Here is a 26,343-nt window from a genome sequence, read left to right on the forward strand (position 1 = left end):
TAGCGCTTTTTTTGAGAAATCTACCTCAAATTAATCCAAATCCGTCTTTTTTCCGTCATCTTTTATCTATTTTCCTCAAAATTCCTTACTTTCGCACCTCGTTTAAGAAAAGGATAAAATGAGTACAAAATTTACTGAATACAAAGGACTTGACTTACCAACTGTAGCGTCTGAAGTTCTTGATTTTTGGAAGAAAGAAAATATATTTGAAAAGAGTGTAACAACTCGCGAAGGTGCTGAACCTTTCGTATTTTTTGAAGGTCCGCCTTCAGCAAACGGATTGCCAGGAATTCACCACGTAATGGCACGTGCGATTAAAGATATTTTTTGCAGATATAAAACTCAAAAAGGTTTTCAAGTAAAACGAAAAGCCGGATGGGATACTCACGGTTTGCCTGTTGAATTAGGTACCGAAAAAGAATTAGGAATTACAAAAGAAGATATTGGTAAAACAATTTCAATCGAAGAATATAACGAAGCGTGTAAAAGAACCGTTATGCGTTATACCGACGTATGGAATGATTTGACCGAAAAAATGGGATATTGGGTTGATATGGAAGATCCGTATGTGACTTATAAACCAAAATATATGGAATCTGTTTGGTGGCTTTTAAAACAAATCTACGATAAAGGTTTGTTGTACAAAGGATACACGATTCAGCCATATTCTCCAAAAGCAGGAACTGGATTGTCTTCTCACGAAGTAAACCAGCCTGGAGCGTATCGTGACGTAACTGATACTACAATTGTAGCACAGTTTAAAACACTTCCAGAAACGTTGCCTTCATTCTTGCAGGGTTTTGGAGATATCCACATTTTAGCTTGGACGACAACTCCTTGGACACTTCCTTCAAATACCGCTTTGACAGTGGGTCCAAAAATCGATTATGTTTTAGTTAAAACTTTTAATCAATATACTTTTGAGCCAATCAATGTTATTTTGGCCAAAAACTTAGTTGGAAAACAATTCGGAAAAGGATTTTTCTTAAGTGAAGATGACGCTGATTTTGACAATGTGAAAAACGGCGACAAAAAACTTCCATACAAAATCTTAACCGAAGCAAAAGGAGCCGATTTAGTAGAAATTCGTTACGAGCAATTATTGCCTTACGTATTGCCCTATGAAAATGCTGAAAATGCATTTAGAGTAATCGCAGGTGATTTTGTTACTACTGAAGATGGAACAGGAGTAGTACATACAGCTCCTACTTTTGGTGCAGATGATGCTAAAGTAGCAAAAGAAGCAAAACCAGAAGTGCCGCCAATGTTAGTTTTAGACGAAAATGGAACTGCAGTTCCTTTAGTTGATTTACAAGGAAAATTCACTTCTCATTTGGGTGATTTGGCTGGTAAATACGTTAAAAACGAATATTACGATGCAGGACAAGCTCCAGAGAAATCGGTAGATGTTGAAATTGCTATTCGATTAAAAGAAGAAAATAAAGCCTTTAAGGTTGAAAAATACGTACATAGTTATCCACATAGTTGGAGAACTGATGAGCCGTTGTTATATTATCCACTAGATTCTTGGTTCATTAAAGTAACCGATGTAAAAGATAGAATGTTCGACCTGAACGAAACTATCAATTGGAAACCTAAGTCTACTGGTGAAGGACGTTTTGGGAATTGGCTTAAAAATGCTAATGATTGGAACTTATCTCGTTCTAGATATTGGGGAATTCCGTTGCCAATTTGGAGAACTGAAGATAAAAAAGAAGAAGTTCTTATTGGCTCTGTTGAAGAATTGTACAATGCGATTGAGAAATCTATCGAAGCTGGTTTTCAAAAAGAAAATCCGTTTAAAGGTTTTGAGATCGGAAACATGTCTGAATCAAATTATGATTTAATTGATTTGCACAAAAATGTTGTGGATGAAATTACTTTAGTTTCTGCTTCTGGAAAACCAATGAAGCGCGAAAGTGATCTAATCGACGTTTGGTTTGATTCTGGAGCAATGCCTTATTCGCAATGGCATTATCCATTTGAAAACAAAGACAAAATTGATGAGAATAAAGATTTTCCGGCTAATTTTATTGCAGAAGGAGTAGATCAAACACGTGGATGGTTCTATACCTTACACGCGATCGGAACTTTGGTTTTTGATAAAGTGGCCTACAAAAATGTTGTTTCAAACGGTTTGGTGTTAGACAAAAACGGACAAAAAATGTCTAAACGTCTAGGAAACGCAACAGATCCTTTTGAAACCATTGCAGAATACGGTCCAGATGCAACACGTTGGTACATGATTTCAAACGCTAATCCTTGGGATAACTTGAAATTTGATATCGAAGGAATTGCTGAGGTTCGTCGTAAGTTCTTTGGAACACTTTACAACACCTATTCATTCTTCTCGTTATATGCGAACATCGACGGATTTAAATATGCCGAAGCTGAAATTCCATTAAACGAAAGACCTGAAATCGATCAGTGGATTATTTCTGAATTACATACGTTAATAAAATTTGTTGACGAATGTTATGAAGATTACGAGCCTACAAAAGCAACAAGAGCGATTTCTGATTTCGTTCAGGAGAATTTAAGTAACTGGTACGTTCGTTTATGCCGTCGCCGTTTCTGGAAAGGTGAATATGCAAAAGATAAAATTGCAGCTTACCAAACGCTTTATACTTGTTTGCTTACAATCAGTAAATTAAGCGCTCCGGTTGCGCCGTTCTTTATGGATCAATTGTATCGCGATTTAACAGCTTTGACAGGAACTGAGAATTTTGCCAGCGTTCACTTGGCTGAATTCCCAAAATTTGTCGAAAACTTTGTTAATAAAACGTTGGAAAGCAAAATGCAGAAGGCGCAAACGATCTCATCTTTGGTGTTATCGCTGCGTAAAAAAGAAATGATTAAAGTTCGTCAACCTCTGCAAAAGGTAATGATTCCGGTACTTGACGAGGGTCAGCGTGCTGAAATCGAAGCGATTTCTGACTTGGTAAAAGCGGAGGTAAATGTGAAAGAAATTGAACTTTTAGACGATGCTTCTGGTATCTTGGTGAAACAAATTAAGCCTAATTTTAAAGCATTAGGACCACGTTTTGGTAAGGATATGGGGTTGATTTCTAAGGAGATACAAGGTTTTTCTGCAGAACAGATTAATCAGCTTGACAAGCAGGGAACGTTAGATATTGTTATTGCAGGAAATAGTGTAACTTTATCATTAGAAGACGTCGAAATAACATCGCAGGATATCGAAGGATGGTTAGTGGCAAATTCAAACGGAATTACGGTTGCACTTGACATCACCATATCTGAAGAGTTGAAAAATGAAGGTATCGCGAGAGAATTAGTAAACAGAATTCAGAATATCCGTAAAGATTCAGGATTTGAAGTTACTGATAAGATCAAAGTACAAATAAAAAGAGACAGTATTTTAGAAGAAGCTGTTTCAAAAAATGAAGATTACATAAAATCGGAAACATTAACAGACGAACTGGTTTTTGCTGACGCTTTAGAAAACGGCACAGAAATTGAGTTTGATGACATTAGAACAATGATATTAATTTCAAAATAGTTAGAAAATGATAGATGAAATTACAAGATACTCTGATGCAGATCTAGCAGAGTTCAAAGAAATAATCCAGGCAAAAATTAAAAAAGCACAAGAAGATCTAGATTTGATCAAAAGTGCCTATATGAACGATTTGAATAACGGAACTGATGATACTTCTCCAACATTTAAAGCTTTTGAAGAAGGAAGTGAGACCATGTCAAAAGAAGCAAACTCTCAGTTGGCTATCAGACAAGAGAAATTCATTCGTGACTTAAAAAATGCCTTATTCCGTGTAGAAAATAAAACATACGGTATCTGCAAAGTAACAGGTAAATTAATTAGTAAGGAAAGGCTTAAAATCGTTCCTCATGCAACCATGAGTATCGAAGCTAAAAACTTGCAGCGATAATCAAAAATATACATTCAGTAAGCGCTCCTTTTTAGGGGCGTTTTTTGTTTAATGTTTGTTCCGTTTCTGTTCAAGCGCGAATACGCTTCTTTTGAAAGAATTCGATTATAAAGTGAAATTTTCTTTGGAAACAGAAGGCTTTTGTTTTGTAAGAAAGAAAAAGAGGGAGAAATGAATGAAGAAATATAGTTTTAATTAGAACTGCCAATAAAGACAGTTCTAATTAAAATGAAAAATTAAGCCAGATTTTTTTCTAAATCAGCTTTGTGTTTTCTTAAGACTGCTCTTGTCATTCCCAGATTTGCTTTACTAGCATCTGCAGCAAGATAGATCATGAATTTTTTATTTGGTGAAATGTCAATAATGTGAATTTGGTTTGAAAGAGTAATCAAAATATCTTCAATATCCTGATTTAAACCTAAAGCTTTTACAGCATTCAATTTGGCTTTTACTACTTCTAGATTGTATGCGGCAGCAAGTTCAGGATCAAAAGCAGGATCGATAGTTATATTTCCAAAACTTAATCCTGATTCAATTTCGGTTACAGCTACAGCTATAAAGCCATTTACGTTGGTTTTCATTTCATTCAAAAACACATTTAAAAAGTCGTTGCTCATAGTTTTTGGTGTTTGCGGTTAATAGATATGTTATTTTAATAGGGAATTTTTGCTTAGTTCAGCAGATAATTCATCTGTTGAATGCATTAATAAGCCAAGGTTACTTCCTTCTCTAGAAAAAGCAATCACGAAGTTAGAACCGCTTATTTTGTTTCCAACGACAACACCGTCAGAACTCTTTAAATAAAGTTGTTTTAATGAGCCTTTTTCTAAATCGACAAGAAATTTTTCGCTCATAGATAAAATAGCAGCACTCATAGCCGCAATGCTGTCACCGTAGTCAAGGTTCAGGGAAGTGATTAGTTTTCCTTTTCCATTTAAGATTAAAGCTGCGCTAGCTTTAGTGTCGACCAAAAAAGTGTTTAAAATAGTAGTTATTTCATTCATATTTGTAAGATTAGGGGGAAATGTTAAAATTAGTTCATTTGTATCAGTGTTTATTGGTTTTATTGTGATTTGTCCTAAACAAGTGTTAATTTTTATTAACAAATATAATTTAAATTATGTATCATTGTAGAACCAAATCGTTAAATATTTAATTATTTTACTTAAAAAACTTACACAATGGCTAAAGTATTGAAATTCAAAGATGTTAATTCTGATGTGGAACACAGAATGAAAGATTTCGAAAAACTGCGCACTAAATTCAAAGCTGATGTTAAAAAGGCAGAAGCGAAAAGGGCTGCCGCGGGAAAACCAAGTAAAGGAATATTTAAATCCATTTCAGATTTCTTTTCAGACAGTCCGGCAAATGCCCAAAAAAAGAAATAAAACCTATACTATTCTAGAAGTAACTACGCTTCTTAATTTATTACAAAACAATTAACGCTCTATATGGAGCGTTTTTTTTGATTAAATTGTTACTTTTGCGCATCAAAATTTATCAAATGTCATTAAGAAAAGCATATTTCCTTATATTTTTAGTTTTAATTATCGATCAGCTTTCGAAAATTTATGTAAAAACAAATTTCATCTTAGGAGAAGAAGTTGTTATTGCTGACTGGTTCAGAATTCATTTCATTGAAAATGAAGGAATGGCCTGGGGAACAAAAATACCTGGACAATATGGTAAATTGATTTTGACCGTTTTTAGAATCTTTGCCGTTGTTGGAATTGGATATTGGCTGGCAGATGCAGTTAAAAAACGTCATTCAGCTTATTTGATCGTTTCGATTGCTTTGATTTTTGCAGGAGCTGCCGGTAATATTATTGATTCTGTTTTTTACGGAGTTATTTTCGATGACAGCACACACAATTTAGCAACTATGTTTTCTCCACAGCCGTACGGATCTTGGTTTCATGGTTTAGTAGTTGATATGTTTTACTTTCCTATTTGGGAAGGCGACTTGCCAACATGGGTGCCAATCTTTGGAGGAAAACATTTTATGTTCTTTAATGCGATCTTCAACGTTGCCGATATGGCAATTTCTACAGGAGTTGGAATTTTGTTAGTCTTTAATAAAAGAGCATTTCCAAAACACGCATAATTAATCTCAATATATTAAAATTCCAAATTCCAATGTTTACTGCTTTTATTGCGAAATATTGGAATTTGGAATTTTGTTTTTTTTTGGAATTTGAAATTTCACGTTATTGGGTTTTAATATTTATTGTATTATTTTTACGATACAAAAAATCAAACTATGCAAAGTCCGTCTTTTTCTATTTATGATGCTTCTGCAGGATCAGGAAAGACCTATACTTTGGTGAAGGAATATCTAAAAATTATTCTTTCTTCTCCCAGAAACGATGCTTATCGTAATATCCTCGCAATAACCTTTACCAATAAGGCGGTTCATGAAATGAAAAGCCGTATTGTAGGCAGTTTGTCTGAGTTTGCCAAAGAAACACCTTCTGCGAAAGCAGTTGATTTAATGGAAGATTTGTCACGAGACACTGGACTTTCTATTATTCAATTAAAAGTAAAATCTCAAAATATTATCAAGCACTTAATTCATAATTATGCTGCTTTTGATATTTCTACCATCGATAAATTTACACACAAGGTTATTCGTGCTTTTGCGCATGATCTTAATCTTCCGATGACTTTCGATGTGACTTTGGACACTGAAAATTTATTGGTAGAAGCTGTTGATGCTATCATTGCTCAGGCAGGTCAAGATGAAACATTGACCAAATTGCTGATTGATTTTACGATGGAAAAAACCGACGACGATAAAAGCTGGGACGTTTCGAGAGAAATCTTGGAAACCGGACGTTTGGTTTTGAATGAGAACAATCGAAATGAAATTCTTCATTTTAATGAAAAAACCATTGAAGAATTTGTCGAGATCAAAAAGAAAATGCTCGATTTATGTAAAGATCTAGAATCGCAAAACGAGCAATATGCGATAGAAGCACTTTCTTTGATTGACCAGAACGGAATTGATTTGAAATCTTTTTCGAGAGGAACATTTCCAAATCATTTGGAAAGTATTCGTGATGGTAAATTTAATCCAAGAAACAAAACATTTCATGAGTTTGATGATATTGCGATTAACAAAACTGCAAAAGATAAATCGTTAATCGAAGCCATAATTCCAGATTTGCTTAAGATACTTGAAAAGGCGTATAAAAATTTTGAAAAAAGAGATTTCTATAAAGCTTTTCTAAAAAATATAACGCCGCTTTCGTTATTAAATACAGTCAGCAATGAATTGGCTAAAATTCAATCGGAGCAAAATATCCTTTCCATTTCAGAATTTAATGCAATTATCCATCGCGAAATCCAAAATCAGCCAGCGCCATTTATCTATGAGCGTTTAGGGGAAAAGTACCGTCATTTCTTTATTGATGAATTTCAGGATACTTCCGAAATGCAGTGGCTGAATCTAATTCCGTTGATTGATAACTCACTTTCCGGATTAGACGATTATGGAAACAAAGGAACTTTGATGATTGTGGGCGATCCCAAACAATCTATTTACCGATGGAGAGGCGGAAAAGCAGAGCAATTTATTGAACTGAGTAAAGAGGCAAATCCGTTTAATAATCCTGATAAAGCAATTCGGCATTTAAATACCAATTACAGAAGTTACAGTGAAGTAGTGGAATTTAATAATGCTTTTTTTAAGCTGATTTCATCTGAATTTTCAAATGAAGATTATAAAGATTTGTACGAGAATCATAGTTTTCAGAATATCAATTCAAAAAAAGGAGGTTATGTCAATATATCCTTTCTTCCTATAATTGAAAAAAACGAATCTGATGATGAAGAAGTAATCGAAAAATCAGATTTATATGTTTTAGCAACTTTAAATACAATTCAAAAAGTATTAAAAGAAGGGTTCCAATATAAGGACATTGTAATTCTAACCCGAAAAAGAGATCAAGGAATTGCGATTGCGAATTATTTGACAGAGCAAAATATTCCACTTTTATCATCAGAAACCTTGATGATTCAAAATTCTACGGAAGTTCGTTTGATAATTCACCTTTTGAAATACCTTAATAATAGTGCTGATTTAGAATCGAAAGCTTATTTTCTTCATTTCTTGGCATCAAACATAGAATCAGAAATGCCTGTTCATGATTTTATTGCTATGGGAATGTCTCATCGTGTAGAAGAAGAATTTGAAAAATGGCTGTTGACTTTTGATGTTTCTCTTTCGTTTGAAAATGTCCGCAAAAAATCGCTCTATGAAGCCGTTGAAATAATTATCTCAAAATTTATTCTTCCATCAGAAGGAAATGCATACGTTCAGTTTTTCTTGGATATTGTTTTGGAAAGAGATATGAGAAATCAGGCTGGGATAGCTGATTTTCTAAATTACTGGGAGAAGAACTCTGAGAAATTCAGTATTCCTTCTCCGGAAGGAAACAATGCGGTCCGAATTATGACGATTCATAAGTCTAAAGGATTGGAATTTCCAGTTGTAATAATGCCTTTTGCAGAAGAGGATTACAATCGAAAACCAAAAGATAAATTATGGCTCGATACAGAAGAAGCTGATTTAGGAGTTCCAAAAGCGTTAATCGATAACAGCAGCGCGGTTGAAGGATTTGGAGGAACAGCTTCAATTGTTTTTAATTTGAAAAAACAGGAAGAATTACTGGATAATATAAATGTCTTGTATGTGGCGCTGACCCGTGCAGAAGAACAGTTGTATGTTATTTCGCAATCCTTAAAAGAAAGAAAAGACGGAGAGCTTCCTAATAATATGGCTTCCTATTTTATAAAATTCCTACTGCATAATGGAGTTTACGATCCTGAAAAACTCGAATATGAATTTGGAGATAAAAAGAAACTTTCTGCTCCTACAGAATCTGTCAATTTTGTAAAAACCATTCCGGTCGTAAAAGAAGTTCTTGATCCTAAAAATATAAAAATTGCGCAGCGAGAGGCTTTAATGTGGGGAACACATCAGCAGGAAGCAATTTCGTATGGAAATATCGTTCACGAAATCCTTGCTTTTATAAAAGATAAATCAGATGTGGATCTTGCTGTTGTAAAAGCTTTAGAAAATGGTTTGATTACTATCGATCAATCAGAAATGGTTACAAAGACACTTTTTGAAATTGTAAATCATGATGAATTAAGTATTTGTTTCGATGGGAAACTAAAGGTTTTAAATGAGCAGACCATAGTTCAAAAAGAAGGAAAGATTTTAAAACCAGACCGAATTGTTTTGACAGATACAAAAGAAGCGTATCTGCTGGATTATAAAACTGGCGCTGTTAATCCAAAATATAAACAGCAAATTCAAGAATATCAAGATGCTATTGAAGATTTAGGATACAAAGTGTTAAAAAGGGTTTTGGTGTATGTAGGATCGGAAATTGAAGTGGTAAATTTGTGAAAAAATTAATCAGATGTTAAAGAAATAACGAAGCTTTTGTATGGTTAAGTTGTTAATTTTTAACGTTTTAAATAAATAAAAAATGTACGGTAAAATTAAAGAGCATCTGCAAAGTGAGCTGCAGACTATCGAAGAAAATGGAATTTTCAAAAAAGAGCGCATAATAACCTCTCCACAAGGTGCCGAGATTACGATTTCGACTGGAGAAACGGTTTTGAACTTTTGTGCCAATAATTATTTAGGGCTTTCATCGCATCCAGAAGTGGTACAGGCGGCTAAAGATGCACTGGATACACACGGATTCGGAATGTCATCTGTTCGTTTTATCTGCGGAACTCAGGATATTCATAAAACATTAGAAAAAAAGATTGCTGATTTTTATGGTACAGAAGATACTATATTATATGCAGCGGCTTTTGATGCAAACGGTGGAGTTTTCGAACCTTTGTTAGGAGAAAACGATGCGATTATTTCAGACAGTCTAAATCATGCTTCTATTATTGATGGAGTTCGTTTGTGTAAAGCGGCTCGTTATCGTTATGAAAATAGTAACATGGAAGATCTGGAACAGCAATTAATAAAGGCAAATGAGGCTGGAGCCCGTTTTAAATTAATTGTGACTGATGGTGTTTTCTCAATGGACGGTTTGGTAGCGCCTTTAGATAAAATTTGTGATCTTGCTGATCAATATGATGCAATGGTTATGGTTGACGAATGTCATGCTGCCGGATTTATTGGAGCGACTGGTAAAGGTACTCTTGAAGCAAAAGGTGTTATGGGGCGTGTAGATATTATAACTGGAACACTAGGTAAAGCTTTAGGCGGCGCAATGGGAGGTTATACGACTGCCAAAAAAGAAATCATCGAAATTCTTCGCCAGCGTTCAAGACCTTATTTGTTTTCTAATTCATTAGCACCTTCTATTGTAGGAGCTTCTATAAAAGTTTTTGAACTTTTAGAAAAAGATACAGCGCTTAGAGATAAATTGGAGTGGAACACTAATTACTTTAAGGAAGGAATGAAAAAAGCAGGTTTTGATATCATTGACGGCGATTCAGCAATTGTGCCGGTCATGTTGTATGATGCCAAGTTATCGCAAGTAATGGCAAACGAACTTTTGAAACAAGGGATTTATGTTATTGGATTTTTCTTCCCGGTAGTTCCTAAAGATAAAGCCAGAATTAGAGTACAGCTTTCGGCAGCACATACTAAAGAACATTTAGACAAGGCTATCGAAGCTTTTATATTAACAGGTAAAATGTTAAAAGTTATATAATTACCACATTGAGTGTTTTTTTGTAGGTTTTTTTTAACATTTGATTTTGTATTTAAAAAATTTGGTGTTACTTTTGCTTGTAATTAACTAAATTGTAATTAAAAAAATTAAGTATGAAACATCTTAACAAACTTTTAGTTGCTGTACTGATGGCGATGGGTTTAAGTTCTCACGCACAAGACAGTAACAATCCATGGGCGATCTCTTTTGGGGTTAATGCTGTGGATACAAGGACTAGTGCAAGTCCAGATCACGTTGACTTTTTCCCAGCACACTTTTCTCAGCCATTTGACGTAAAAAGTAACTGGAATATCCTTCCTTCTTTATCTTACATTGGTGTGTCTAGATATGTTGGTAGCGGTTTCTCTGTAGGTTTACAAGGATCTGTGAACAAAATTGACAAATATGTTATTTTCGCTCCAACTGCTGCTGGTCATGATGGAAGAGGTATGATTGTAACTAATCCTGGAGACTTAATGTACTACGGAATTGATGCTACTATTAAATACAGTTTCCAAGAATTAATCAAATCTAAAGTGATTGATCCTTCGTTATCTGTTGGTGGTGGTTACACTTTCTTCGGAGATAGCAGCTACGGAACTGTTAACCCAGGTGCTGGTTTAACTTTCTGGTTTACTGATGCTATTGGTCTTGAGTTAGCTACAAGATACAAATGGTCTGTAAGTGGTGATAGAGAAGATGCTTCTGGAACTCCTGATGCTCCATCTCACTTCCAACACACTGCAGGTTTAGTTTTCAAATTCGGAGGTAAAGATACTGACGGAGACGGAATCTATGACAAAGATGATGCTTGTCCAGATGTTGCTGGTTTAAAACAATTCAACGGATGTCCTGATACTGACGGTGACGGAATCGTTGATGCTTCTGATGCTTGTCCAAACGAATTTGGTTTAGCTGCTTTAAACGGATGTCCTGATAGAGACGGTGACGGTGTTGCTGATAAAGATGACGCTTGTCCAGATACTGCTGGTTTAGCTGCTTTAAAAGGTTGTCCTGATACTGACGGTGACGGAATCGCTGACAAAGACGATAAATGTCCTACAGTTGCTGGTCCTAAAGAAAATGGTGGTTGTCCTTTCTTAGACGCTGATAAAGATGGTGTATTAGATAAAGATGACGATTGTCCTACAGTTCCTGGTCCAGCTAGTAACAGAGGATGTCCTGAAGTAACTTCTCAAGCTTTAGAAGATCTTAAAGTTCAAGCAAGAGCTATCTACTTTAACTCTGGTAAAGCTACTTTCAAAACTGGTGACAAAGAAACTCCAGCTAGATTAGATGCTATTAAAGAAATCCTTAAAAACTACCCTAACGCTAAATTCAGCATTGAAGGTCACACAGATAGTACAGGTTCTGCGAAAGTAAACCAAAAACTTTCTGAAGACAGAGCTAACGCTGTATTAAACGCTTTAGTTGAAAGAGGTGTTAACCCAGAAAACTTAGAAGCTAAAGGATTTGGATCTTCTCAGCCAGTTGCAAGCAACAAAACTGCTGCAGGTAAAGCTCAAAACAGAAGAACTGAAATCAAACACGTAGGTTCTAAATTCCAAGGTAAACTATAATTTACTTTGTAAATAATATAGAAAAGCCATTCTTAATTGAATGGCTTTTTTTATTTTTATACAATGATAAATACTTCTTTCTTAGAAAAAATTGCGGGTGTCGTAATACAAAACTATTCAGAAAGACTTTCTGAAACTACAATCGTACTTCCTAATAAAAGAGCTAAAGTTTTCCTTATTGAAGCTCTTAAAAAAGCAACATCAAAAACGATTCTTTCTCCCGAAATTGTGAGTATAGAAGATTTTGTGCAGGACGTAGCAGCAATTCGTTCTATTGATTCAATCGAACTTTTGTTTGAGTTTTATGAAGTTTATTTATCAATTACAGAAAAGCAACACCAACAGTCTTTTGAGTTGTTTGCAAACTGGGCCAAAACACTCTTACAGGATTTTAATGAAATCGATCGTTATCTTTTAGAACCTTCACATGTTTTATCTTATCTGAAAGATATTGAAGATATTAAACGATGGGGAATAGAAGTCGAAAACAAAACCAAACTTTTAGAAAATTATATTGATTTTTGGAAACTTCTTCCTTTGTACTATGAATCTCTTTATGGTCATTTATTAAATAAATCTATTGGATATCAAGGGTTAATTTACAGAGAAGCAGTTAATAATCTGGATCACTTTTCGAATACTATTCAAGATCGCAATTTTGTGTTTGCAGGATTTAATGCTTTAAATGCCGCTGAAGAAAAAATAGTACAGCATCTTTTAGCACTAGATCAAGCCAAAATTTATTGGGATGCAGATCAGGTTTTTCTAAATGACCCTTTTCACGATGCGGGGCTTTTTCTGCGTCGATTTAAAGAAAAGTGGAAACATTACAAATCACATCCTTTTGAATGGATTGTTGACGATTTTTCGCAGTCAAAAAACATACAGATAATTGGTACTCCAAAAACAATTGGACAGGCAAAATTAGCAGGAAGTATTATTGAAGATATAATTAATCAAAATCCTGTTGCTTCGCTCGATAAAGTTGCGGTGATTTTAGGAGAAGAAAATCTGCTGATTCCGGTTTTGAATTCGCTTCCTGCTTCTGTGGGAGCGCTCAATATTACAATGGGATATTCTGGAAAGAATAATCCGTCGCAGATATTAGTGGCGAAATTTTTCAAAATGCATACTGCAGCATTGTCGCGTACAGGTGGAAGTTATGTGTTTTATTACAAAGATGTACTCGATGTTTTAACCCATCCATTGGTAGAACCGTATGCAAATTGCAGTCATTTAGTCCGTATCATCAAAGAGAACAATTATACTTTTATTACGCTCAACAAACTTTTAGAACTCAATGCCAATCCTTCGAAACTTTTCTTGCTGTTGTTTGAAAAATGGGACAAAGGATCAATTGCTGTTTTGGAAAATATTTCTGCACTTTTGCTTTTAATAAAAGGTAATTTCAATAATGATAATCAGGAAGAGAAAATAGCAAAGACCTTTGTATATGCTGTTTTTAAAGTCATCAATAAACTGATTAATTATTATTCTAAACACAAACACATCGATAATATCGATACGCTGCATGCTATTTACAAGCAGATTATTGATATTGCCGAAGTTTCTTTTGAAGGAGAACCTCTTCGCGGTCTTCAGATCATGGGGGTTTTGGAAAGCCGTGTCCTAGATTTTGAAACCGTGATTGTAACTTCGATGAATGAAGGTAAATTTCCCGCCGGTAAATCGCAGAATTCATTCATTCCGTATGATGTAAAAAAAGAATTAGGCTTGCCGACTTACAAAGAAAAAGACGCTATTTATACCTATCACTTTTATCATTTATTGCAAAGAGCAAAAAATATTTATCTGGTTTATAATACAGAAAATGATGGACTCGATGCGGGAGAAAGAAGCCGTTTTATTACCCAGCTTGAAGTTGAGAAACAAAAACAACATAATCTTACTTTTGATATTTATAATCCTGTTCTTCCAACAACGGCTTATCAGCCGATGGTGATTCCAAAGTCGGAAGCGGTCATGGAACGCTTAAAAGAAATCGCCTTAACAGGATTTTCTCCTTCGGCGCTGACTAGTTATATCCGAAATCCAATTGAATTTTACTTTCAAAAAATCCTTCGTATCCGAGAAGTCGAAGAAGTAGAAGAAAACATTGCTTTAAATACTTTAGGAACTATTATTCACGAAACGCTTAAAGCATTGTACGAGCCCTTTATTGGAAAATTTATTTCGGAAACAGATCTTTTAAATGGTTTTAAATTATTGGATGACGAAGTGTTGAAGCAATTTAAACTGGTTTATAAAGAAGGAGAAATTAAAAAAGGTCGTAATCTTTTAGCATTTGAAGTTGCCAAGAGAAATGTCTCTAATTTTCTTAAAATGGAATTAGAGTCTATTAAAAATGGAGATGCAATTAAAATTATTGCTTTGGAGCAGACTTTTGAGCGCGAGCTGACGCATCCTAAATTGCCATTTCCGGTTTTAATAAAAGGAAATGTTGATAGAATTGAACTTCGTAACGGAAGAATACGAATAATCGATTATAAGACCGGAAAAGTAGAGAAAACTAATGTTGTCCTTAAATCATGGAATGGATTAACAGAAGAGCTTAAAAACGATAAAATTATTCAAGTATTAGCTTATGCCTTTATGTTTGAAAAAGAAGCTGGGGAAACGCCAATCGAAGTGGGGATTGTTTCCTTTAAAAATTTGAAATCTGGATTTCTCCCTTTTGGGTTTAGAGCAGAAAAAGATCTCGATATTACGGTAACCCATAATACACTTCAACATTATTTAGAAGAAATCGTTCTGCTTTTAAATGAAATATTTGATGCCAATCTTCCTTTTGAAGAAAAAGTATAACGATTACGACTATTTAAGTATTTCTAAAACGGATTCAAATTTTAAGTTTTTCAGCGTTTTTCAGTGAAGGCAAAATAGCCTCCGATAAACAAAATCAGTATATTTTGGGATTTTGAATAGATTTAAAAAATGTAATAACCAATCTATCCGGCGTAGATTCTAATAAAAAAAACGTCTTATAAGGACTTTTTTATATCTATTCAATATGTATTAAAACGAACTTTTTGCCCGAAGAGTAATTACAATATTCTCTTTATGAAAAATAGATTTTTGCGGAAGACTGAAGTTTATGATTCGAAAATTGGAATTTTAAAAATGTAATCCCAAAAGTAAACGATGATTGTTTATCTGAAAAAATAAAGTTCAGATTTAAAAGAAAAAACCGCATTTATTATAAATTAATAATTGCGGTTTTTTGTAAGTAGTTTTTAACTAAATATTTTTTTAAAGAAGCCTTTTTTAGCAGGTTCTTCCAAGTTAGGATTGTTGATAGGCCCATTCTCAAAACGAAATCTTCTAAACTTCATTAGTTTTACATTTAAGTCAAAACGCAATTCGTCAACTGTTTTCATTGGAAAAATTTTTCGCAAATTTAAGAAAAACTTCGATTAATCTACGACAAAGCTCAATGTTAAAGGAAGTATTGAGTTTTATCAAATAAATAGTTAGAATTTCGGTAAAATATATTTTTTCTGTTAAATATTTTTAAAGATTTCCTTTTAAAATTTACGTTTAACTAAACGATAAATAAAAGTGTGTCAGTTAGTTGGCTATCGTCTGTTTTTTAACAAGTGTTTAGGGAGCTATTCTTTTTTTTAAAAATAACTTTGATACTTTAACAAAATTAATGTATATGGTTGATTTAAATACACTTGTAGAAGAAACGGGAGCAGAATCTGGAATCACTTTTAATATAGACGGAGTTTTACTGGAGTCTGTAAATTTAGAATACGACGGAAATGTAGCTGCAATGATTGGAATGATTTTGAAAATGTGTCTTGAAATGTCTGAGGATGTTAATAACGGCGATTTAAAACAAGTAATGATTAAAAACAACGATGGAATTGTAGTAGCAAACAAAAGTCAAGATGATAATTGTGTGGCGCTTCTTTCTAAAGACATTAGTAAAATGGGTCTGTTGCTTAGAAAAATGGATACTATTTTCAATAATTAATTTAAACCAATTTATATATACTCATGTCAGATTTTTTACAGAATTTTCAAAATGATTTAAGAGAAAATGTTCACGGATTTATTGCCGTTTCAGTCACTGAGGTTGAGACAGGAATGTCTTACTGCTCACTTTCTGTAAACCCGGATTTTGATCCTGAACTAGCTTCTGCTTACAATCTAGAAGTTGTAAAAGCAAAATTAAACGCCATTAAAGCTCTAGGACTAAGCCAAAAAATCAATGATATTTTAATTACATTGACAGATCAGATTCATATTATAGATGTTTCTGAAGATGGTAATTATTTTATTTACCTTGCTGTTGATGCCAAAAAAGCAAATCTTGGATTAACAAGAGCCACTTTGTCAAAATTTAAAAAAGACATTATCACAAAATTATAATTTTTGCCCCCACAATGAAGAAAAGGCTTTTCTGCTTAGCAGAATGGCCTTTTCTGCGTTTATGAATTAATTGAAGAAATCTACAAGAACTGATTTTAATTCTTCTTTGTTTTCGATATGGCTCATGTGTCCGTCTTCAAATGAAACCAACTGTACATTTGTGCCTTCAATCTGCGAAAGATTTTCTTCGTAATTTAAAACAGGATCTTTTTTCCCTAAAACCAATAAAACCGGGAATTGGTTTTTTCGAAGTAAGTCTTCTCGGTCTTTTCTTATTTTCATTCCTTCTAGTGATGCTACGATTCCCTGCAAAGGCGTTTTTAAAGCTTCGATTTTTGCCTTTTCGATTTCTTCTGCTAAGCGATTTCTGTTGTTTTCGCTGAATAAATTAGCAATCGCAAGACTAACAAAGTTTATGTAATTCTGTTTTACAGCTTTTATAGCGCGGGTTCTGTTTGTTTTTTTCTCTTTGCTGTCTTCTTTAGAAGTAGAATTTTGTAAAACTACTTTCTCGACTTTTTCTGGATACAATTCGGCGAAAGCCAAAGCCACATAACCGCCCATAGAATGTCCAAGAATAATAGCTTTTTCTATTTTCAAACTTTCTAAAACAGCATTTACTACATTGGCATTATCTTCCATTTCATGTACATAACCTAAAGAATCGGTTTCGCCGTGACCTAATAAATCGATGGTAATAACACGGTGTTTTTGGGAGAAAAAAGAGGCGTAATCGGTCCACATTTTTTTGTTTTCCAGAAAACCATGAAGTAAAACAATTGCAGTTCCTTCTCCTGAATCGGTAAAAGATATTTTGGTGTTTTTATATAAAATATTTTTCAAAATGATGTTTTTAAAATGTAAAATGCAAAGTTAGTAATTGAAAAATCATATAAGAAATAGAAGTTCAATTCAGTTAAAAATATACGTTATAGAGTTCAAAAATTAGAAACGATTGTCACTTTTCTGTCAGGTCCAAGTATTTCATTTGTCTACATTATTTCTAAATAGTGTTTTTAAAAATTAGCCAAATGGTTCTTTTGAACGCTGTATTTATGAGTACTCTTAAGATATTTAAAAATATAATTGAAGTTTGTTATTTTAAATTAGTCTTAATTATGTGTTTAATTGCGTTTAATTCTATATTTTTGCAACGTTATAATTTTATCAGAATGGCATTAGTTAGCGATTTGACTACCAGAGTATTATTTGAAACCGAAAAAGGATACAGTTACCAATGTGATTTGACCAATAGTATAATTATCAATTTTGTTGATACAGTGTCAAGTTATAAAATTCATGATTTTTTGATTTTTCAAAGAAAAGTCAATAATGTTGATATTCTTAATATGCTTTATGATTTGTCTGATCAATCTGATGCACAGTTGATTGAAACTACCAAAAGAAACTTTTCTAGAAATCTAACCATCTGTGAAATTGTCCAGCTTAGAGATTTATTAAACGGAACAAAATTTACGCTCAATTTACATTCTATGCTTTGCAGTATGGTAAATGTTGAGCTTATTTAGATTCTTACTTAGATTAAATCCAAATTTTCAAGCAGTTAGGCTTGAGTCCTTTAATTTTTGTAATTTTACGAGTACTAAAATTTAAGGTTATGAAAGATTTACTAAGAACACACACGTCATTAACTGAAGGCGTAGAAAATATATTGAATTTACAAGCAAAAATAGAAAGTGATGCGTCTAACAAATATTTAGCTATGGCTGCATGGTTGGATAGAAACGGTTTTGACAATACAGCTTCGTATTTATATAAACAAGCCGAAGAAGAAAGAGAGCATTTTCTAAAAATATTTAAATTCATTACAGATATGGGAGGGATTGCTATTACGCCATCGGTTCCTGAAGTACAGCAAGAATTCGCTTCTTTTAGAGACGTTTTTGAAATTGCTTTACAAAACGAAATTGCCGTTACTCAAGCAATCAATAAAGTAATCGCAAAATGTAGAGCTGAAAATGATTATGCCACAGAAGATTTTATGATGTGGTATGTAGCGGAGCAAAGAGAAGAAGAGAAAAATGCAAGAAGAGCTTTAGAGCTTTTTGAACTAATTAATGTAAACGAAGCTGATGGTAAATTTCAATTAGATCTTCAGATTTCAAAAATCGGATAATTTAACCGATTTATAAATTAAAAAAGCCCTTAATAATTACTATTAAGGGCTTTGCTTTTTTATTCATTCATAAGGGTTTCAATCTCATCAGCTTCAACTGGAATGTTGCGCATTAAGTTAAAAGGTTCTCCTTTTTCCTGAACCACAACGTTATCTTCCAAGCGAATTCCGAATTTTTCTGCTGGAATGTAAATTCCAGGTTCAACCGTGAAAACCATATTTGGTTTCATTGGCTCATGAAGCAATCCGTAATCATGTGTGTCAAGTCCCATGTGGTGAGAAGTTCCGTGCATGAAATATTTTTTGTAAGCAGGCCATTCTGGGTTTTCGTTCTGAACATCGGCTTTGTCAATTAATCCTAAACCAAGTAATTCCGACGTCATGATTTTACCTACTTCCACATGATATTGTTTCCAAAGAGTTCCTGGAGTCAACATTTTTGTCGCTTCATTTTTAACTCTTAAAACAGCATTGTAAACTGCTTTCTGACGATCTGTAAAACGGCCAGAAACTGGAATCGTTCTCGTCATGTCGCTAGAATAGTTTGCATATTCAGCAGCAACGTCCAATAGTAATAAATCACCTTCTTTACATTGCTGATTGTTTTCAATATAATGCAAAACATTCGCATTGTTTCCAGAAGCGATAATTGGCGTGTAGGCAAAACCTTTAGAGCGGTTACGGATGAATTCGTGTGCTAATTCAGCTTCAACTTCATATTCAGTTACGTTTGGTTTTACAAATCCTAATAATCTGCGGAAACCTTTTTCTGTAATATCACAAGCATGCTGAATCAAATCGATTTCTTCGCTTTCTTTTACAGAACGCAATCTTTGTAGAATTGGGTTACTTTTGGCAACATTGTGAGCTGGATAACGCTCTTTCCACCATTTTACAAAACGAGCTTCACGAGTTTCTGTTTCAACAGTTGCGCGGTAATGTTCGTTAGTGTTGATGTACATCGTATCGGCATACGTCATCATTTCGTTCAAAACTTTATGAAAATCCTGTAACCAATAAACGGTTCTAATTCCAGAAACTTGAAAAGCACGTTCTTTAGTCAGTTTTTCACCTTCCCAAACTGCAATATGATCGTTGGTTTCTCTTAAAAAAAGAATTTCTCTTTGGTGCTCGTAAGGCGCATCTGGAAACAAAAGCAACACACTTTCTTCCTGATCTACACCACTTAGATAAAAGATGTCTCTGTGCTGTGCAAACGGAAGCGTACTGTCGGCACTAATTGGGTAAATGTCATTTGAATTGAACACAGCAACCGAATTAGGTTTCATTTCTGCCATGAACTTTCTGCGGTTTTTTACAAAAAGACCACTGTTTATTTGATGATATTTCATAATTGTTTCGTTTTTGAAATTGCTTCGCCTGTCGCTGTCGCTCGAGTCGAATTTCAAAATTACGTTTTTTAAGCAAACTGCATGAAATTGATTTATTAAAGTTTTCTTATTTGTTGGTTTTTTGCCACGAAGGCGCTAAGACAGAAAGTTTTTTTAACGCAAAGAGCGCAAAGGTTTTTCGCAAAGTACGCAACGATTGTTTTTTTGCTAGCAAAAGTTGAGGAACACAAAGTTTAAGTCTTGTTTTGTCGTCCTGATCAACGTCGAAGGATCTGCGCAATGTTTGTCATTCTGGGGAACGAAGAATCGCATGAGGAACTCCACAAAGAATGGTGATTTCGTTTAACGCAGATTTTACAGATTTAAATTTCATTATCTATAAAACGATTTTGTATATTGGCTAATAATATTCTAAACCTAAAAGCGGAATGAAAAATCTTCTTATTTTTCTATTTATTTCAAATATTTCATTTTCACAGACCACTGTCTTAAAATTGAAATTCCCAAAAGAACCTAAGATTTCTCAGAAGTTTCAAAATGCAATTGATGAAAAAAAAAATGAAGTTTATTGGGTTTATAAAAGCAACAAAGAGGAGATTAAAAATTATACAGTAGAATTTATTTTAGATAAAATTGATAATAATCAGCAGTATTCCTATTTATTTCATGCTGAATATTGGATAGTATTTAATTATCAAAATGTAATTCCGCAATTAATTGAGCGAATAACAAATAAAAAACAAGTTGGTCTTGTGAATAGCGCCGATTTAATGATATTGGAAAGAATAGATAGTGGAGATTTAAAAAGCTACGGACATGGATTTATTGTGGATGATGATTTGTTTACAATTTCTGGAAGAGCAAACAGATTGTTAAAAATTGTTACAGGAGAAAATTTTGGTTCGGTTTCGATGAAATCAACTCCAGAAGATTTAAATGTTCTCCAAAAAAAATGGGTTGATTGGCTAAAAAATCTTCAATAAAAAAACCGAAGCCAATCAAGACTTCGGTTTTTCTTTTTATATCGTAAATTCTATTTTTCCTTCAAGAGCTTTTCTAAATAAGCCGCTTTCTCTCTTTCAACTTGAATCAATCTTTCATAAAGTTGTTCATTCTTTTCAATAGATTCAAGAAGTTTATCTAATGGATTAAAAGTGCAATTGTAATTTTTTATAGTAGAAGCATCATCATTATAAGTGTTTCCGATGATATTAAAAACTGAATCTTCAGAAAAATTTTTAATTGCTTCAGATGAAACTCCTAAGGCTTCAGCAATTGCTTTTAGCCTTTCATCATCAATACTTTCGCTTCCTTCAATGGTTGAAACTGTCTGCTGGCTAACACCAATTGCGTGCGCAAGCGCTTCCTGCTTCATATCTCTCAATTCTCTAATTCGGCTTATGTTTCGACCGATGTGTCTTGGTTTTATTGCTGTGCTCATAATTCAAAGATATTTAAAAATCTTTTACATTTTTAGTTTCGGTACAAAACAAGATTGTGTTTGTGCGATACATTTCTAAAAATATTTCAAGACGTAAAAATACAATTTTTCTGACTATCGAATTGGTTTTGAATTTAGAATTGTGTAATCTTGATACATTAAAATTATTTTAAAAAGATTTTTTTATCCAAATAAATGAAAGAGTTAATTCTAGAAAACAAAGGAATACAAACAGATCAATATTTCATTCCGCCCTTTGAGTTGAGAGAAGGGGAATTAGTTTTGATATATCTTGATAATCATCCTGTTTCGTACGAGGCAGAATCTAGTTTAATAGATATATTCAGTGGAAAAGTAAAGCATAAAGATGTTATAATCTATAAACCTTTAACGTATGCAAAACATTTTAGGGAATCTGAGTTTAGAAGGAGATTTTTTCCTATTACTGTTGGACAATATTTGAAAAGAAATACCAATGAAAAAAGTGAGTATGCTAAGAAAATTTATGAAATTGACTGGATTCATAAAAAAACAAAAGTAAACATATTACCAGGAAATCCTAGAAGATTAATTACATTATATTCAGTATTGTCAAAGACAAAAAATATAATTTTTGATGTTGTTGCGCAAGACTCTCAAGGAATCAAAGAAACTGGTCAGATTGTAAAAAGAGAAGTGGAAAAAGGAGGATCGGCAATATTATTTGACTGGACAGATATTCTTAAAAAAGATTGTACGAAGTATATAAAAATAGAATGGCTAATCGATTTAGAAAAAAATAAACGAGAGTTTAATTTTTAACCTAGTTTGAAACGAAAATGTTTTTGAATAGCCTCCTGCTTTAGCTGGAGGTTAGATAAAGCAAAAAGCAAATCGGCTTTAGCCAAAAAACAATTGATTTCAAAAATAAAATGAATATCGAAAACATAAAAATACTCAGAACCAAAATCTCAATTCCTTTAAACAAGGCCATTGAATTGCTTAAAAATAATAATGACGATATAACGCTTGCCGAACAGGATTTTCATAATTAAAACATTATCGAAATCTGCAAAAAGACAGATTGTGAAGAAGAAACTGCCAGAAAAGAATATCAAATTTGCAATTATGATGTCGCGAAAGCAATTGAAAGAATCAATCAGAAACCAGTTGTAATTTCAACAGGTAATAATGGAGATTCAAAAATCGGGTTTATTTTATGGCCGGAAAATGCAGAAGGAGAATTTTATAAAACCGAAAAAAGAAACGATGTTTTTATTTCAACAGAAGATTTTGAGATTGTTTTGAAAGCATTTCAGTCTGTTTTTCCAATTAAAAATCCATGGAACGGAATTATCGAAGATGAATTTGATAAAATTGGTCATAATTTCTTTGATAATGCAATCTGTAAACTTATTGTTGAAAAGATAAGCAGAATTGAAACTCATAATGAAAAAGAAAGAAGATTTCTGTTCGAAGTAATAAACTGGCTGCATGATAAATTAGCTTATGCAGATTACATCGTGGTTTACGGTAATTTATAAAACATGAATTCAAAAATCAACATCAGAAAAATTGAAAGACAAGATTTAGATTTTGTCTACCAATCAATATGCGAACTCGAAAATGAAGTTTTTGATTTTGAAGTTTTCAGCGAAATATTCAATTCAAATATTTCGAAACCAAACAATGTTTATTTAATTGCAGAAGATGAAAATGAAAGTTTGGGTTTTATAACTTTTCACATTCAAAATTTACTGCATCATTGCGGTTTAGTTGGTGAGATTCAAGAATTTTTTATTGATAAAAACCACCGTGGAAAAGGAGTTGGGAGAAAACTCGTTGATGAAATTCTAAAATATGCTCAAGAAAATAATCTTAAAAGCATAGAAGTAACTACAAACAAAAAACGAATAGAAAACGTGGCCATTTATGAAAATCTAGGTTTTACTTTGAGTCATAATAAGTTTACGATTTCTAGGTAATTTCACGCTTTAGTCAGACTAAATACACACTGAAAATACCAGAATTAAATGAAATCAAAATTATACGGAACAATAAATAAGGATTAATAAAATGTCCTATTCTATTAGTTTAAAAACTTTTACAGGGAAACTTTGAAGTATAAGAAATATACTTTCGTCTGAATTTAATATTAAAAAAAACTAATATGAAGAAGATTGTATGTATTCTTTTATTAATTCAGAGCGGGTTCATAATAGGACAAATTAAAACGGTAGTTAGTCCATATGGTGAAAAATTACAAGTTGACACAAGTCCTCAATGGATACTTGACGGGAATAATAATGGTGCTGTAAAAGCAATTGGAACAAATGACGCTTTTGATTTGCCAATTGAAACTAATAACGTAGAAAGAATGCGTGTTACTTCTACAGGACAGGTTTTGATTAATACTACAACACCTTTGACTGGCGGAACAAATGCAAAAGTACAGATTAGTAGTAGTAATGCCGGAGCTTTGCAAGTAAAAGATGGAACAGAGGCACCAGGAAGGGTGTTGACAAGTAATGCAGATGGTGTAGCTACTTGGCAGGAAGGGCAAAAGTCTAATTTTAAATCTTTTAAGGGTAATCTAACCACTGATTTAAGTTTGCTGGGTAATGTGGCTACTTCGATTCCGGGGATTAATGATTATACAGTGCCAAGTACAGGAAAGTATGAATTGATTTTTCATAGTCTCTTTTACAATCTATCTGCTTCTGAAATGAAGTCTTTTTATGTTATGGTAAGTGTGAACGGAGTATTATATTCAAGTGATGAAACTTATGCTTATGTAACAGCTGGTAATTATTTGAATGTTCACTATCCAACTATTGTTTTGGCTAACCAAGGAGATGTTATAGGGATAAAAATTGTTGCAGCTATCGGAGCTCCGTTTACTATTCCAGCGGCTCTAGCGGGTAGAAATCGTTTAGATGTTATTTTCTTGGGAGTATAAATATGTATTAGGCAAAAATAAAAAAGGGCAGTAGTTAAAACTTGCCGTTTTTTTGTTGCCGAAAATTTGGACTTTTTTTAAAGTAAATGCCTAATCATTAGATAAAACCTTTGTCAAAGTTTAAAACTTTGACAAAGGTTTTTTTAGCATCAATTATGTCTTCCTGAGCGAAGTCGAAGGACTTGTTAGTAGCTCTACAAAGATTGTTGATTTTGCATGTGAAAATACTTGCAATTCCTTCGACTTCGCTCAGGATGACAAAACTGTATGTAAATAAAAAAAACCGAAGCTATTGCTTCGGTTTTTTATTTGCTAGCAATTTTCTCTTCTAAATAAAGAATTTCCTTCTTCATGCTCTCTATAGTTTCTTTGCGAGCTTCTGCTAATTCTTTGTAATTGATGTTTTGTTCAGAAATTATAGTGTCTGATTCGGTTGTATTGTTTTTTCGAATCATTGGTCCTTCATTTTTTATCAACCATTCGCAGTTGTATTGGGGATAATTTTCAATAATTTTCAAAATCCATTTAGCTTGTATGTCACTATTCCTTGCAATTGCTCGTGACAAAACACCTTTACTAGCTCCAATTGTTTGCTCTAATTTAGTTATGCCAATGCCTTCGTTGATAGCGATTTGCTGTATGCTTTTAAGGATACTACTCATTTATGTAGGAAATTATCTTCTATATTTATTTGATTGTTGAGAATTATCTTCTATATTTGTTTCGATTTTTAAAACAAACAAAACAATGGGTAAAAGTAAAACAAAAAATTACAATTCCTATGATGCTGCCGTGTTAGAAGCCTTGTTTTTAAAATATAAGGTTTCAAAATATTATATCCGACAATGCATTAACGGAACTGTGAGCGGTATAAAACCAGATAGTATTAAGAAGGACTATACCATAATGGAAAAGGCAAACCGAGATACCGTTATGAATCTGATGCGAAAAACTATGAAGTAAATTTCGGATAGTTAATAATTTAAAAATAGAATTTAAGAAAAATGAAAAAGATTATTTTATTGCTGATAATGTTTCAAAGTGTATTTGCAATAGCGCAAATTAAAACTGTAGTTAGTCCATATGGTGAAAAAATACAAGTTGACACAAGTCCTCAATGGATACTTAATGGGAATAGTAATGGAAGTATCAAAACAATAGGTACTAATGATAATTTTGATCTTCCTTTTAAGACCAATGGAGTAGAACAAATGCGTATTACAAATACGGGCAATGTTGGAATTGGAGGACAACCTCGCACTAAATTAGATGTATATGGTGCTCTAATGGTAAATGGAGGTAATTCTTTTCCATCTACTACTAACGTCACAGCTATTGGTTGGAACGTAATGAGGGTTGGTTTAGGGGAGACTGACTTTATAAATTATGCTGGAACCGGTACTGGAGGTTTTTCTTTTTATAGCCTCTTTGGCACGAGAGCCCCTTTACTTACAGACAGAGTAGCTTTTATTTCTTCGAACGGAGCCTATACCCAACTTTCAGATAAACGTTTAAAAACAGAAGTGAGCAGTCTTGAATATGGTCTTAATGAAATAATGAAATTAGAGCCTAAAATCTATAACATGCATACAGTGAATGGTATACAAAACGGTAAGGTAGAATTAGGAAAAGTTACAGGTCGTAATATAGGGTTGTTAGCTCAAGATTTGTATCAGGTTATCCCTGAAGCTGTTAATGTGCCAGAGGATGAAAATATGGCATTGTATTCAATATCCTACTCAGAGTTGATTCCTGTGCTTATTAATGCAGTAAAAGAACAACAATCTGAGATTAATGGGTTGAAAGATCGTTTACAAAAAGTTGAAAACAGCAATAAATAAAGGTTGTATAGAAAAATTTTCTCTCACATTTATCAAATAAAAAAAAGCTGTAAAAT

The 26,343-nt window shown here is 33.2% G+C and carries 26 protein-coding genes; 19 read left to right on the forward strand and 7 right to left on the reverse strand.

Annotated elements, in window-relative coordinates; genetic code table 11:
- Positions 1-118: 118 nt before the first annotated feature.
- Both ileS and J0383_RS12630 read left to right on the forward strand, forming a co-directional pair.
- Positions 119-3,520: an isoleucine--tRNA ligase gene (gene ileS, locus J0383_RS12625; protein WP_207294404.1), complete on the forward strand. Its 3,402-nt coding sequence runs from the start codon at positions 119-121 to the stop codon at positions 3,518-3,520.
- 7 nt (positions 3,521-3,527) lie between these two features.
- Entirely contained in the window at positions 3,528-3,908 is a 381-nt protein-coding gene (locus tag J0383_RS12630; protein ID WP_012022792.1) for a TraR/DksA family transcriptional regulator, read from the forward strand.
- A 236-nt stretch (positions 3,909-4,144) separates the two neighbouring features.
- On the opposite strand, the gene J0383_RS12635 is transcribed toward J0383_RS12630, so the two are convergent.
- Complete coding sequence (locus tag J0383_RS12635) at positions 4,145-4,525, reverse strand: hypothetical protein (protein WP_207294405.1); 381 nt, start codon at positions 4,523-4,525, stop codon at positions 4,145-4,147.
- 30 nt (positions 4,526-4,555) lie between these two features.
- Positions 4,556-4,912, reverse strand: coding sequence for a roadblock/LC7 domain-containing protein (locus J0383_RS12640; protein ID WP_207294406.1), 357 nt, complete (start codon positions 4,910-4,912; stop codon positions 4,556-4,558).
- A gap of 177 nt (positions 4,913-5,089) precedes the next feature.
- On the opposite strand from J0383_RS12640, the gene J0383_RS12645 reads away from it, so the two are divergent.
- The 6 genes from J0383_RS12645 (at position 5,090) to J0383_RS12670 (ending at position 15,006) form a co-directional block, all read left to right on the forward strand.
- The gene (locus J0383_RS12645; RefSeq protein WP_207294407.1) at positions 5,090-5,296 is read left to right on the forward strand and encodes a hypothetical protein; all 207 of its coding nucleotides are present in this window, start codon (positions 5,090-5,092) and stop codon (positions 5,294-5,296) included.
- Between the two features lie 116 nt (positions 5,297-5,412).
- Positions 5,413-6,012 (forward strand): lipoprotein signal peptidase, encoded by a 600-nt coding sequence (locus tag J0383_RS12650; RefSeq protein ID WP_207294408.1) that lies wholly within the window; start codon positions 5,413-5,415, stop codon positions 6,010-6,012.
- A 156-nt stretch (positions 6,013-6,168) separates the two neighbouring features.
- The gene (locus J0383_RS12655) at positions 6,169-9,324 is read left to right on the forward strand and encodes a UvrD-helicase domain-containing protein (protein WP_207294409.1); all 3,156 of its coding nucleotides are present in this window, start codon (positions 6,169-6,171) and stop codon (positions 9,322-9,324) included.
- Between the two features lie 82 nt (positions 9,325-9,406).
- On the forward strand, positions 9,407-10,600 hold the full coding sequence (kbl, locus tag J0383_RS12660; protein WP_207294410.1) for a glycine C-acetyltransferase: 1,194 nt from the start codon (positions 9,407-9,409) through the stop codon (positions 10,598-10,600).
- 113 nt (positions 10,601-10,713) lie between these two features.
- Entirely contained in the window at positions 10,714-12,180 is a 1,467-nt protein-coding gene (locus J0383_RS12665; RefSeq protein ID WP_207294411.1) for an OmpA family protein, read from the forward strand.
- 63 nt (positions 12,181-12,243) lie between these two features.
- Complete coding sequence (locus J0383_RS12670; protein WP_207294412.1) at positions 12,244-15,006, forward strand: PD-(D/E)XK nuclease family protein; 2,763 nt, start codon at positions 12,244-12,246, stop codon at positions 15,004-15,006.
- Positions 15,007-15,434: 428 nt separating this feature from the next.
- Here the strand turns inward: J0383_RS12670 and J0383_RS12675 are convergent, their stop codons facing one another.
- A complete protein-coding gene (locus J0383_RS12675; RefSeq protein ID WP_207294413.1) occupies positions 15,435-15,578 on the reverse strand; it encodes a hypothetical protein in 144 nt (47 codons plus the stop codon).
- A 281-nt stretch (positions 15,579-15,859) separates the two neighbouring features.
- On the opposite strand from J0383_RS12675, the gene J0383_RS12680 reads away from it, so the two are divergent.
- Together J0383_RS12680 and J0383_RS12685 are read left to right on the forward strand one after the other, a co-directional pair.
- A complete protein-coding gene (locus J0383_RS12680; protein WP_207294414.1) occupies positions 15,860-16,180 on the forward strand; it encodes a roadblock/LC7 domain-containing protein in 321 nt (106 codons plus the stop codon).
- Positions 16,181-16,203: 23 nt separating this feature from the next.
- Entirely contained in the window at positions 16,204-16,578 is a 375-nt protein-coding gene (locus J0383_RS12685) for a hypothetical protein (RefSeq protein ID WP_207294415.1), read from the forward strand.
- 66 nt (positions 16,579-16,644) lie between these two features.
- Here the strand turns inward: J0383_RS12685 and J0383_RS12690 are convergent, their stop codons facing one another.
- Positions 16,645-17,421, reverse strand: coding sequence for an alpha/beta fold hydrolase (locus J0383_RS12690; protein ID WP_207294416.1), 777 nt, complete (start codon positions 17,419-17,421; stop codon positions 16,645-16,647).
- A 329-nt stretch (positions 17,422-17,750) separates the two neighbouring features.
- On the opposite strand from J0383_RS12690, the gene J0383_RS12695 reads away from it, so the two are divergent.
- Both J0383_RS12695 and J0383_RS12700 read left to right on the forward strand, forming a co-directional pair.
- Positions 17,751-18,107 carry a hypothetical protein gene (locus J0383_RS12695; RefSeq protein ID WP_207294417.1) on the forward strand — a complete coding sequence of 119 codons (357 nt, stop codon included), beginning with the start codon at positions 17,751-17,753 and terminating at the stop codon, positions 18,105-18,107.
- 89 nt (positions 18,108-18,196) lie between these two features.
- Positions 18,197-18,715 carry a ferritin gene (locus J0383_RS12700; protein ID WP_207294418.1) on the forward strand — a complete coding sequence of 173 codons (519 nt, stop codon included), beginning with the start codon at positions 18,197-18,199 and terminating at the stop codon, positions 18,713-18,715.
- A gap of 59 nt (positions 18,716-18,774) precedes the next feature.
- Here J0383_RS12700 and J0383_RS12705 read toward each other — a convergent pair whose 3' ends face one another.
- A complete protein-coding gene (locus J0383_RS12705) occupies positions 18,775-20,067 on the reverse strand; it encodes an aminopeptidase P family protein (protein WP_207294419.1) in 1,293 nt (430 codons plus the stop codon).
- Positions 20,068-20,495: 428 nt separating this feature from the next.
- Here J0383_RS12705 and J0383_RS12710 point away from each other — a divergent pair, with 428 nt between their 5' ends.
- On the forward strand, positions 20,496-21,050 hold the full coding sequence (locus J0383_RS12710; protein WP_207294420.1) for a hypothetical protein: 555 nt from the start codon (positions 20,496-20,498) through the stop codon (positions 21,048-21,050).
- Between the two features lie 50 nt (positions 21,051-21,100).
- On the opposite strand, the gene J0383_RS12715 is transcribed toward J0383_RS12710, so the two are convergent.
- Complete coding sequence (locus J0383_RS12715; RefSeq protein WP_207294421.1) at positions 21,101-21,508, reverse strand: helix-turn-helix domain-containing protein; 408 nt, start codon at positions 21,506-21,508, stop codon at positions 21,101-21,103.
- 195 nt (positions 21,509-21,703) lie between these two features.
- On the opposite strand from J0383_RS12715, the gene J0383_RS12720 reads away from it, so the two are divergent.
- The 4 genes from J0383_RS12720 to J0383_RS12735 all read left to right on the forward strand — a co-directional run bounded on the left by J0383_RS12720 (position 21,704) and on the right by J0383_RS12735 (position 24,446).
- On the forward strand, positions 21,704-22,309 hold the full coding sequence (locus tag J0383_RS12720; RefSeq protein WP_207294422.1) for a hypothetical protein: 606 nt from the start codon (positions 21,704-21,706) through the stop codon (positions 22,307-22,309).
- 482 nt (positions 22,310-22,791) lie between these two features.
- A complete protein-coding gene (locus J0383_RS12725; RefSeq protein ID WP_207294423.1) occupies positions 22,792-23,031 on the forward strand; it encodes a hypothetical protein in 240 nt (79 codons plus the stop codon).
- Between the two features lie 3 nt (positions 23,032-23,034).
- Positions 23,035-23,472: a GNAT family N-acetyltransferase gene (locus J0383_RS12730; protein ID WP_207294424.1), complete on the forward strand. Its 438-nt coding sequence runs from the start codon at positions 23,035-23,037 to the stop codon at positions 23,470-23,472.
- A 185-nt stretch (positions 23,473-23,657) separates the two neighbouring features.
- Complete coding sequence (locus J0383_RS12735) at positions 23,658-24,446, forward strand: hypothetical protein (protein ID WP_207294425.1); 789 nt, start codon at positions 23,658-23,660, stop codon at positions 24,444-24,446.
- Between the two features lie 305 nt (positions 24,447-24,751).
- Here the strand turns inward: J0383_RS12735 and J0383_RS12740 are convergent, their stop codons facing one another.
- Positions 24,752-25,108: a hypothetical protein gene (locus J0383_RS12740; RefSeq protein WP_207294426.1), complete on the reverse strand. Its 357-nt coding sequence runs from the start codon at positions 25,106-25,108 to the stop codon at positions 24,752-24,754.
- 85 nt (positions 25,109-25,193) lie between these two features.
- On the opposite strand from J0383_RS12740, the gene J0383_RS12745 reads away from it, so the two are divergent.
- The gene (locus tag J0383_RS12745) at positions 25,194-25,409 is read left to right on the forward strand and encodes a hypothetical protein (RefSeq protein ID WP_207294427.1); all 216 of its coding nucleotides are present in this window, start codon (positions 25,194-25,196) and stop codon (positions 25,407-25,409) included.
- Between the two features lie 41 nt (positions 25,410-25,450).
- Positions 25,451-26,287 (forward strand): tail fiber domain-containing protein, encoded by an 837-nt coding sequence (locus tag J0383_RS12750; protein WP_207294428.1) that lies wholly within the window; start codon positions 25,451-25,453, stop codon positions 26,285-26,287.
- Positions 26,288-26,343: the final 56 nt, after the last annotated feature.

The sequence above is a fragment of the Flavobacterium endoglycinae genome (assembly GCF_017352115.1).
GTDB lineage: Bacteria > Bacteroidota > Bacteroidia > Flavobacteriales > Flavobacteriaceae > Flavobacterium > Flavobacterium endoglycinae.

What these genes read in the sequence shown, in the direction of transcription:
- ileS (WP_207294404.1), top strand. Translation starts at nt 119, where the DNA reads ATGAGTACAAAATTTACTGAATACAAAGGACTTGACTTACCAACTGTA.
- J0383_RS12680 (WP_207294414.1), top strand. Translation starts at nt 15,860, where the DNA reads ATGGTTGATTTAAATACACTTGTAGAAGAAACGGGAGCAGAATCTGGA.
- J0383_RS12675 (WP_207294413.1), bottom strand. Translation starts at nt 15,578, where the DNA reads ATGAAAACAGTTGACGAATTGCGTTTTGACTTAAATGTAAAACTAATG.
- J0383_RS12695 (WP_207294417.1), top strand. Translation starts at nt 17,751, where the DNA reads ATGGCATTAGTTAGCGATTTGACTACCAGAGTATTATTTGAAACCGAA.
- J0383_RS12685 (WP_207294415.1), top strand. Translation starts at nt 16,204, where the DNA reads ATGTCAGATTTTTTACAGAATTTTCAAAATGATTTAAGAGAAAATGTT.
- J0383_RS12700 (WP_207294418.1), top strand. Translation starts at nt 18,197, where the DNA reads ATGAAAGATTTACTAAGAACACACACGTCATTAACTGAAGGCGTAGAA.
- J0383_RS12745 (WP_207294427.1), top strand. Translation starts at nt 25,194, where the DNA reads ATGGGTAAAAGTAAAACAAAAAATTACAATTCCTATGATGCTGCCGTG.
- J0383_RS12740 (WP_207294426.1), bottom strand. Translation starts at nt 25,108, where the DNA reads ATGAGTAGTATCCTTAAAAGCATACAGCAAATCGCTATCAACGAAGGC.
- J0383_RS12645 (WP_207294407.1), top strand. Translation starts at nt 5,090, where the DNA reads ATGGCTAAAGTATTGAAATTCAAAGATGTTAATTCTGATGTGGAACAC.
- kbl (WP_207294410.1), top strand. Translation starts at nt 9,407, where the DNA reads ATGTACGGTAAAATTAAAGAGCATCTGCAAAGTGAGCTGCAGACTATC.
- J0383_RS12710 (WP_207294420.1), top strand. Translation starts at nt 20,496, where the DNA reads ATGAAAAATCTTCTTATTTTTCTATTTATTTCAAATATTTCATTTTCA.
- J0383_RS12720 (WP_207294422.1), top strand. Translation starts at nt 21,704, where the DNA reads ATGAAAGAGTTAATTCTAGAAAACAAAGGAATACAAACAGATCAATAT.
- J0383_RS12635 (WP_207294405.1), bottom strand. Translation starts at nt 4,525, where the DNA reads ATGAGCAACGACTTTTTAAATGTGTTTTTGAATGAAATGAAAACCAAC.
- J0383_RS12670 (WP_207294412.1), top strand. Translation starts at nt 12,244, where the DNA reads ATGATAAATACTTCTTTCTTAGAAAAAATTGCGGGTGTCGTAATACAA.
- J0383_RS12655 (WP_207294409.1), top strand. Translation starts at nt 6,169, where the DNA reads ATGCAAAGTCCGTCTTTTTCTATTTATGATGCTTCTGCAGGATCAGGA.
- J0383_RS12665 (WP_207294411.1), top strand. Translation starts at nt 10,714, where the DNA reads ATGAAACATCTTAACAAACTTTTAGTTGCTGTACTGATGGCGATGGGT.
- J0383_RS12730 (WP_207294424.1), top strand. Translation starts at nt 23,035, where the DNA reads ATGAATTCAAAAATCAACATCAGAAAAATTGAAAGACAAGATTTAGAT.
- J0383_RS12735 (WP_207294425.1), top strand. Translation starts at nt 23,658, where the DNA reads ATGAAGAAGATTGTATGTATTCTTTTATTAATTCAGAGCGGGTTCATA.
- J0383_RS12640 (WP_207294406.1), bottom strand. Translation starts at nt 4,912, where the DNA reads ATGAATGAAATAACTACTATTTTAAACACTTTTTTGGTCGACACTAAA.
- J0383_RS12750 (WP_207294428.1), top strand. Translation starts at nt 25,451, where the DNA reads ATGAAAAAGATTATTTTATTGCTGATAATGTTTCAAAGTGTATTTGCA.
- J0383_RS12715 (WP_207294421.1), bottom strand. Translation starts at nt 21,508, where the DNA reads ATGAGCACAGCAATAAAACCAAGACACATCGGTCGAAACATAAGCCGA.
- J0383_RS12650 (WP_207294408.1), top strand. Translation starts at nt 5,413, where the DNA reads ATGTCATTAAGAAAAGCATATTTCCTTATATTTTTAGTTTTAATTATC.
- J0383_RS12630 (WP_012022792.1), top strand. Translation starts at nt 3,528, where the DNA reads ATGATAGATGAAATTACAAGATACTCTGATGCAGATCTAGCAGAGTTC.
- J0383_RS12705 (WP_207294419.1), bottom strand. Translation starts at nt 20,067, where the DNA reads ATGAAATATCATCAAATAAACAGTGGTCTTTTTGTAAAAAACCGCAGA.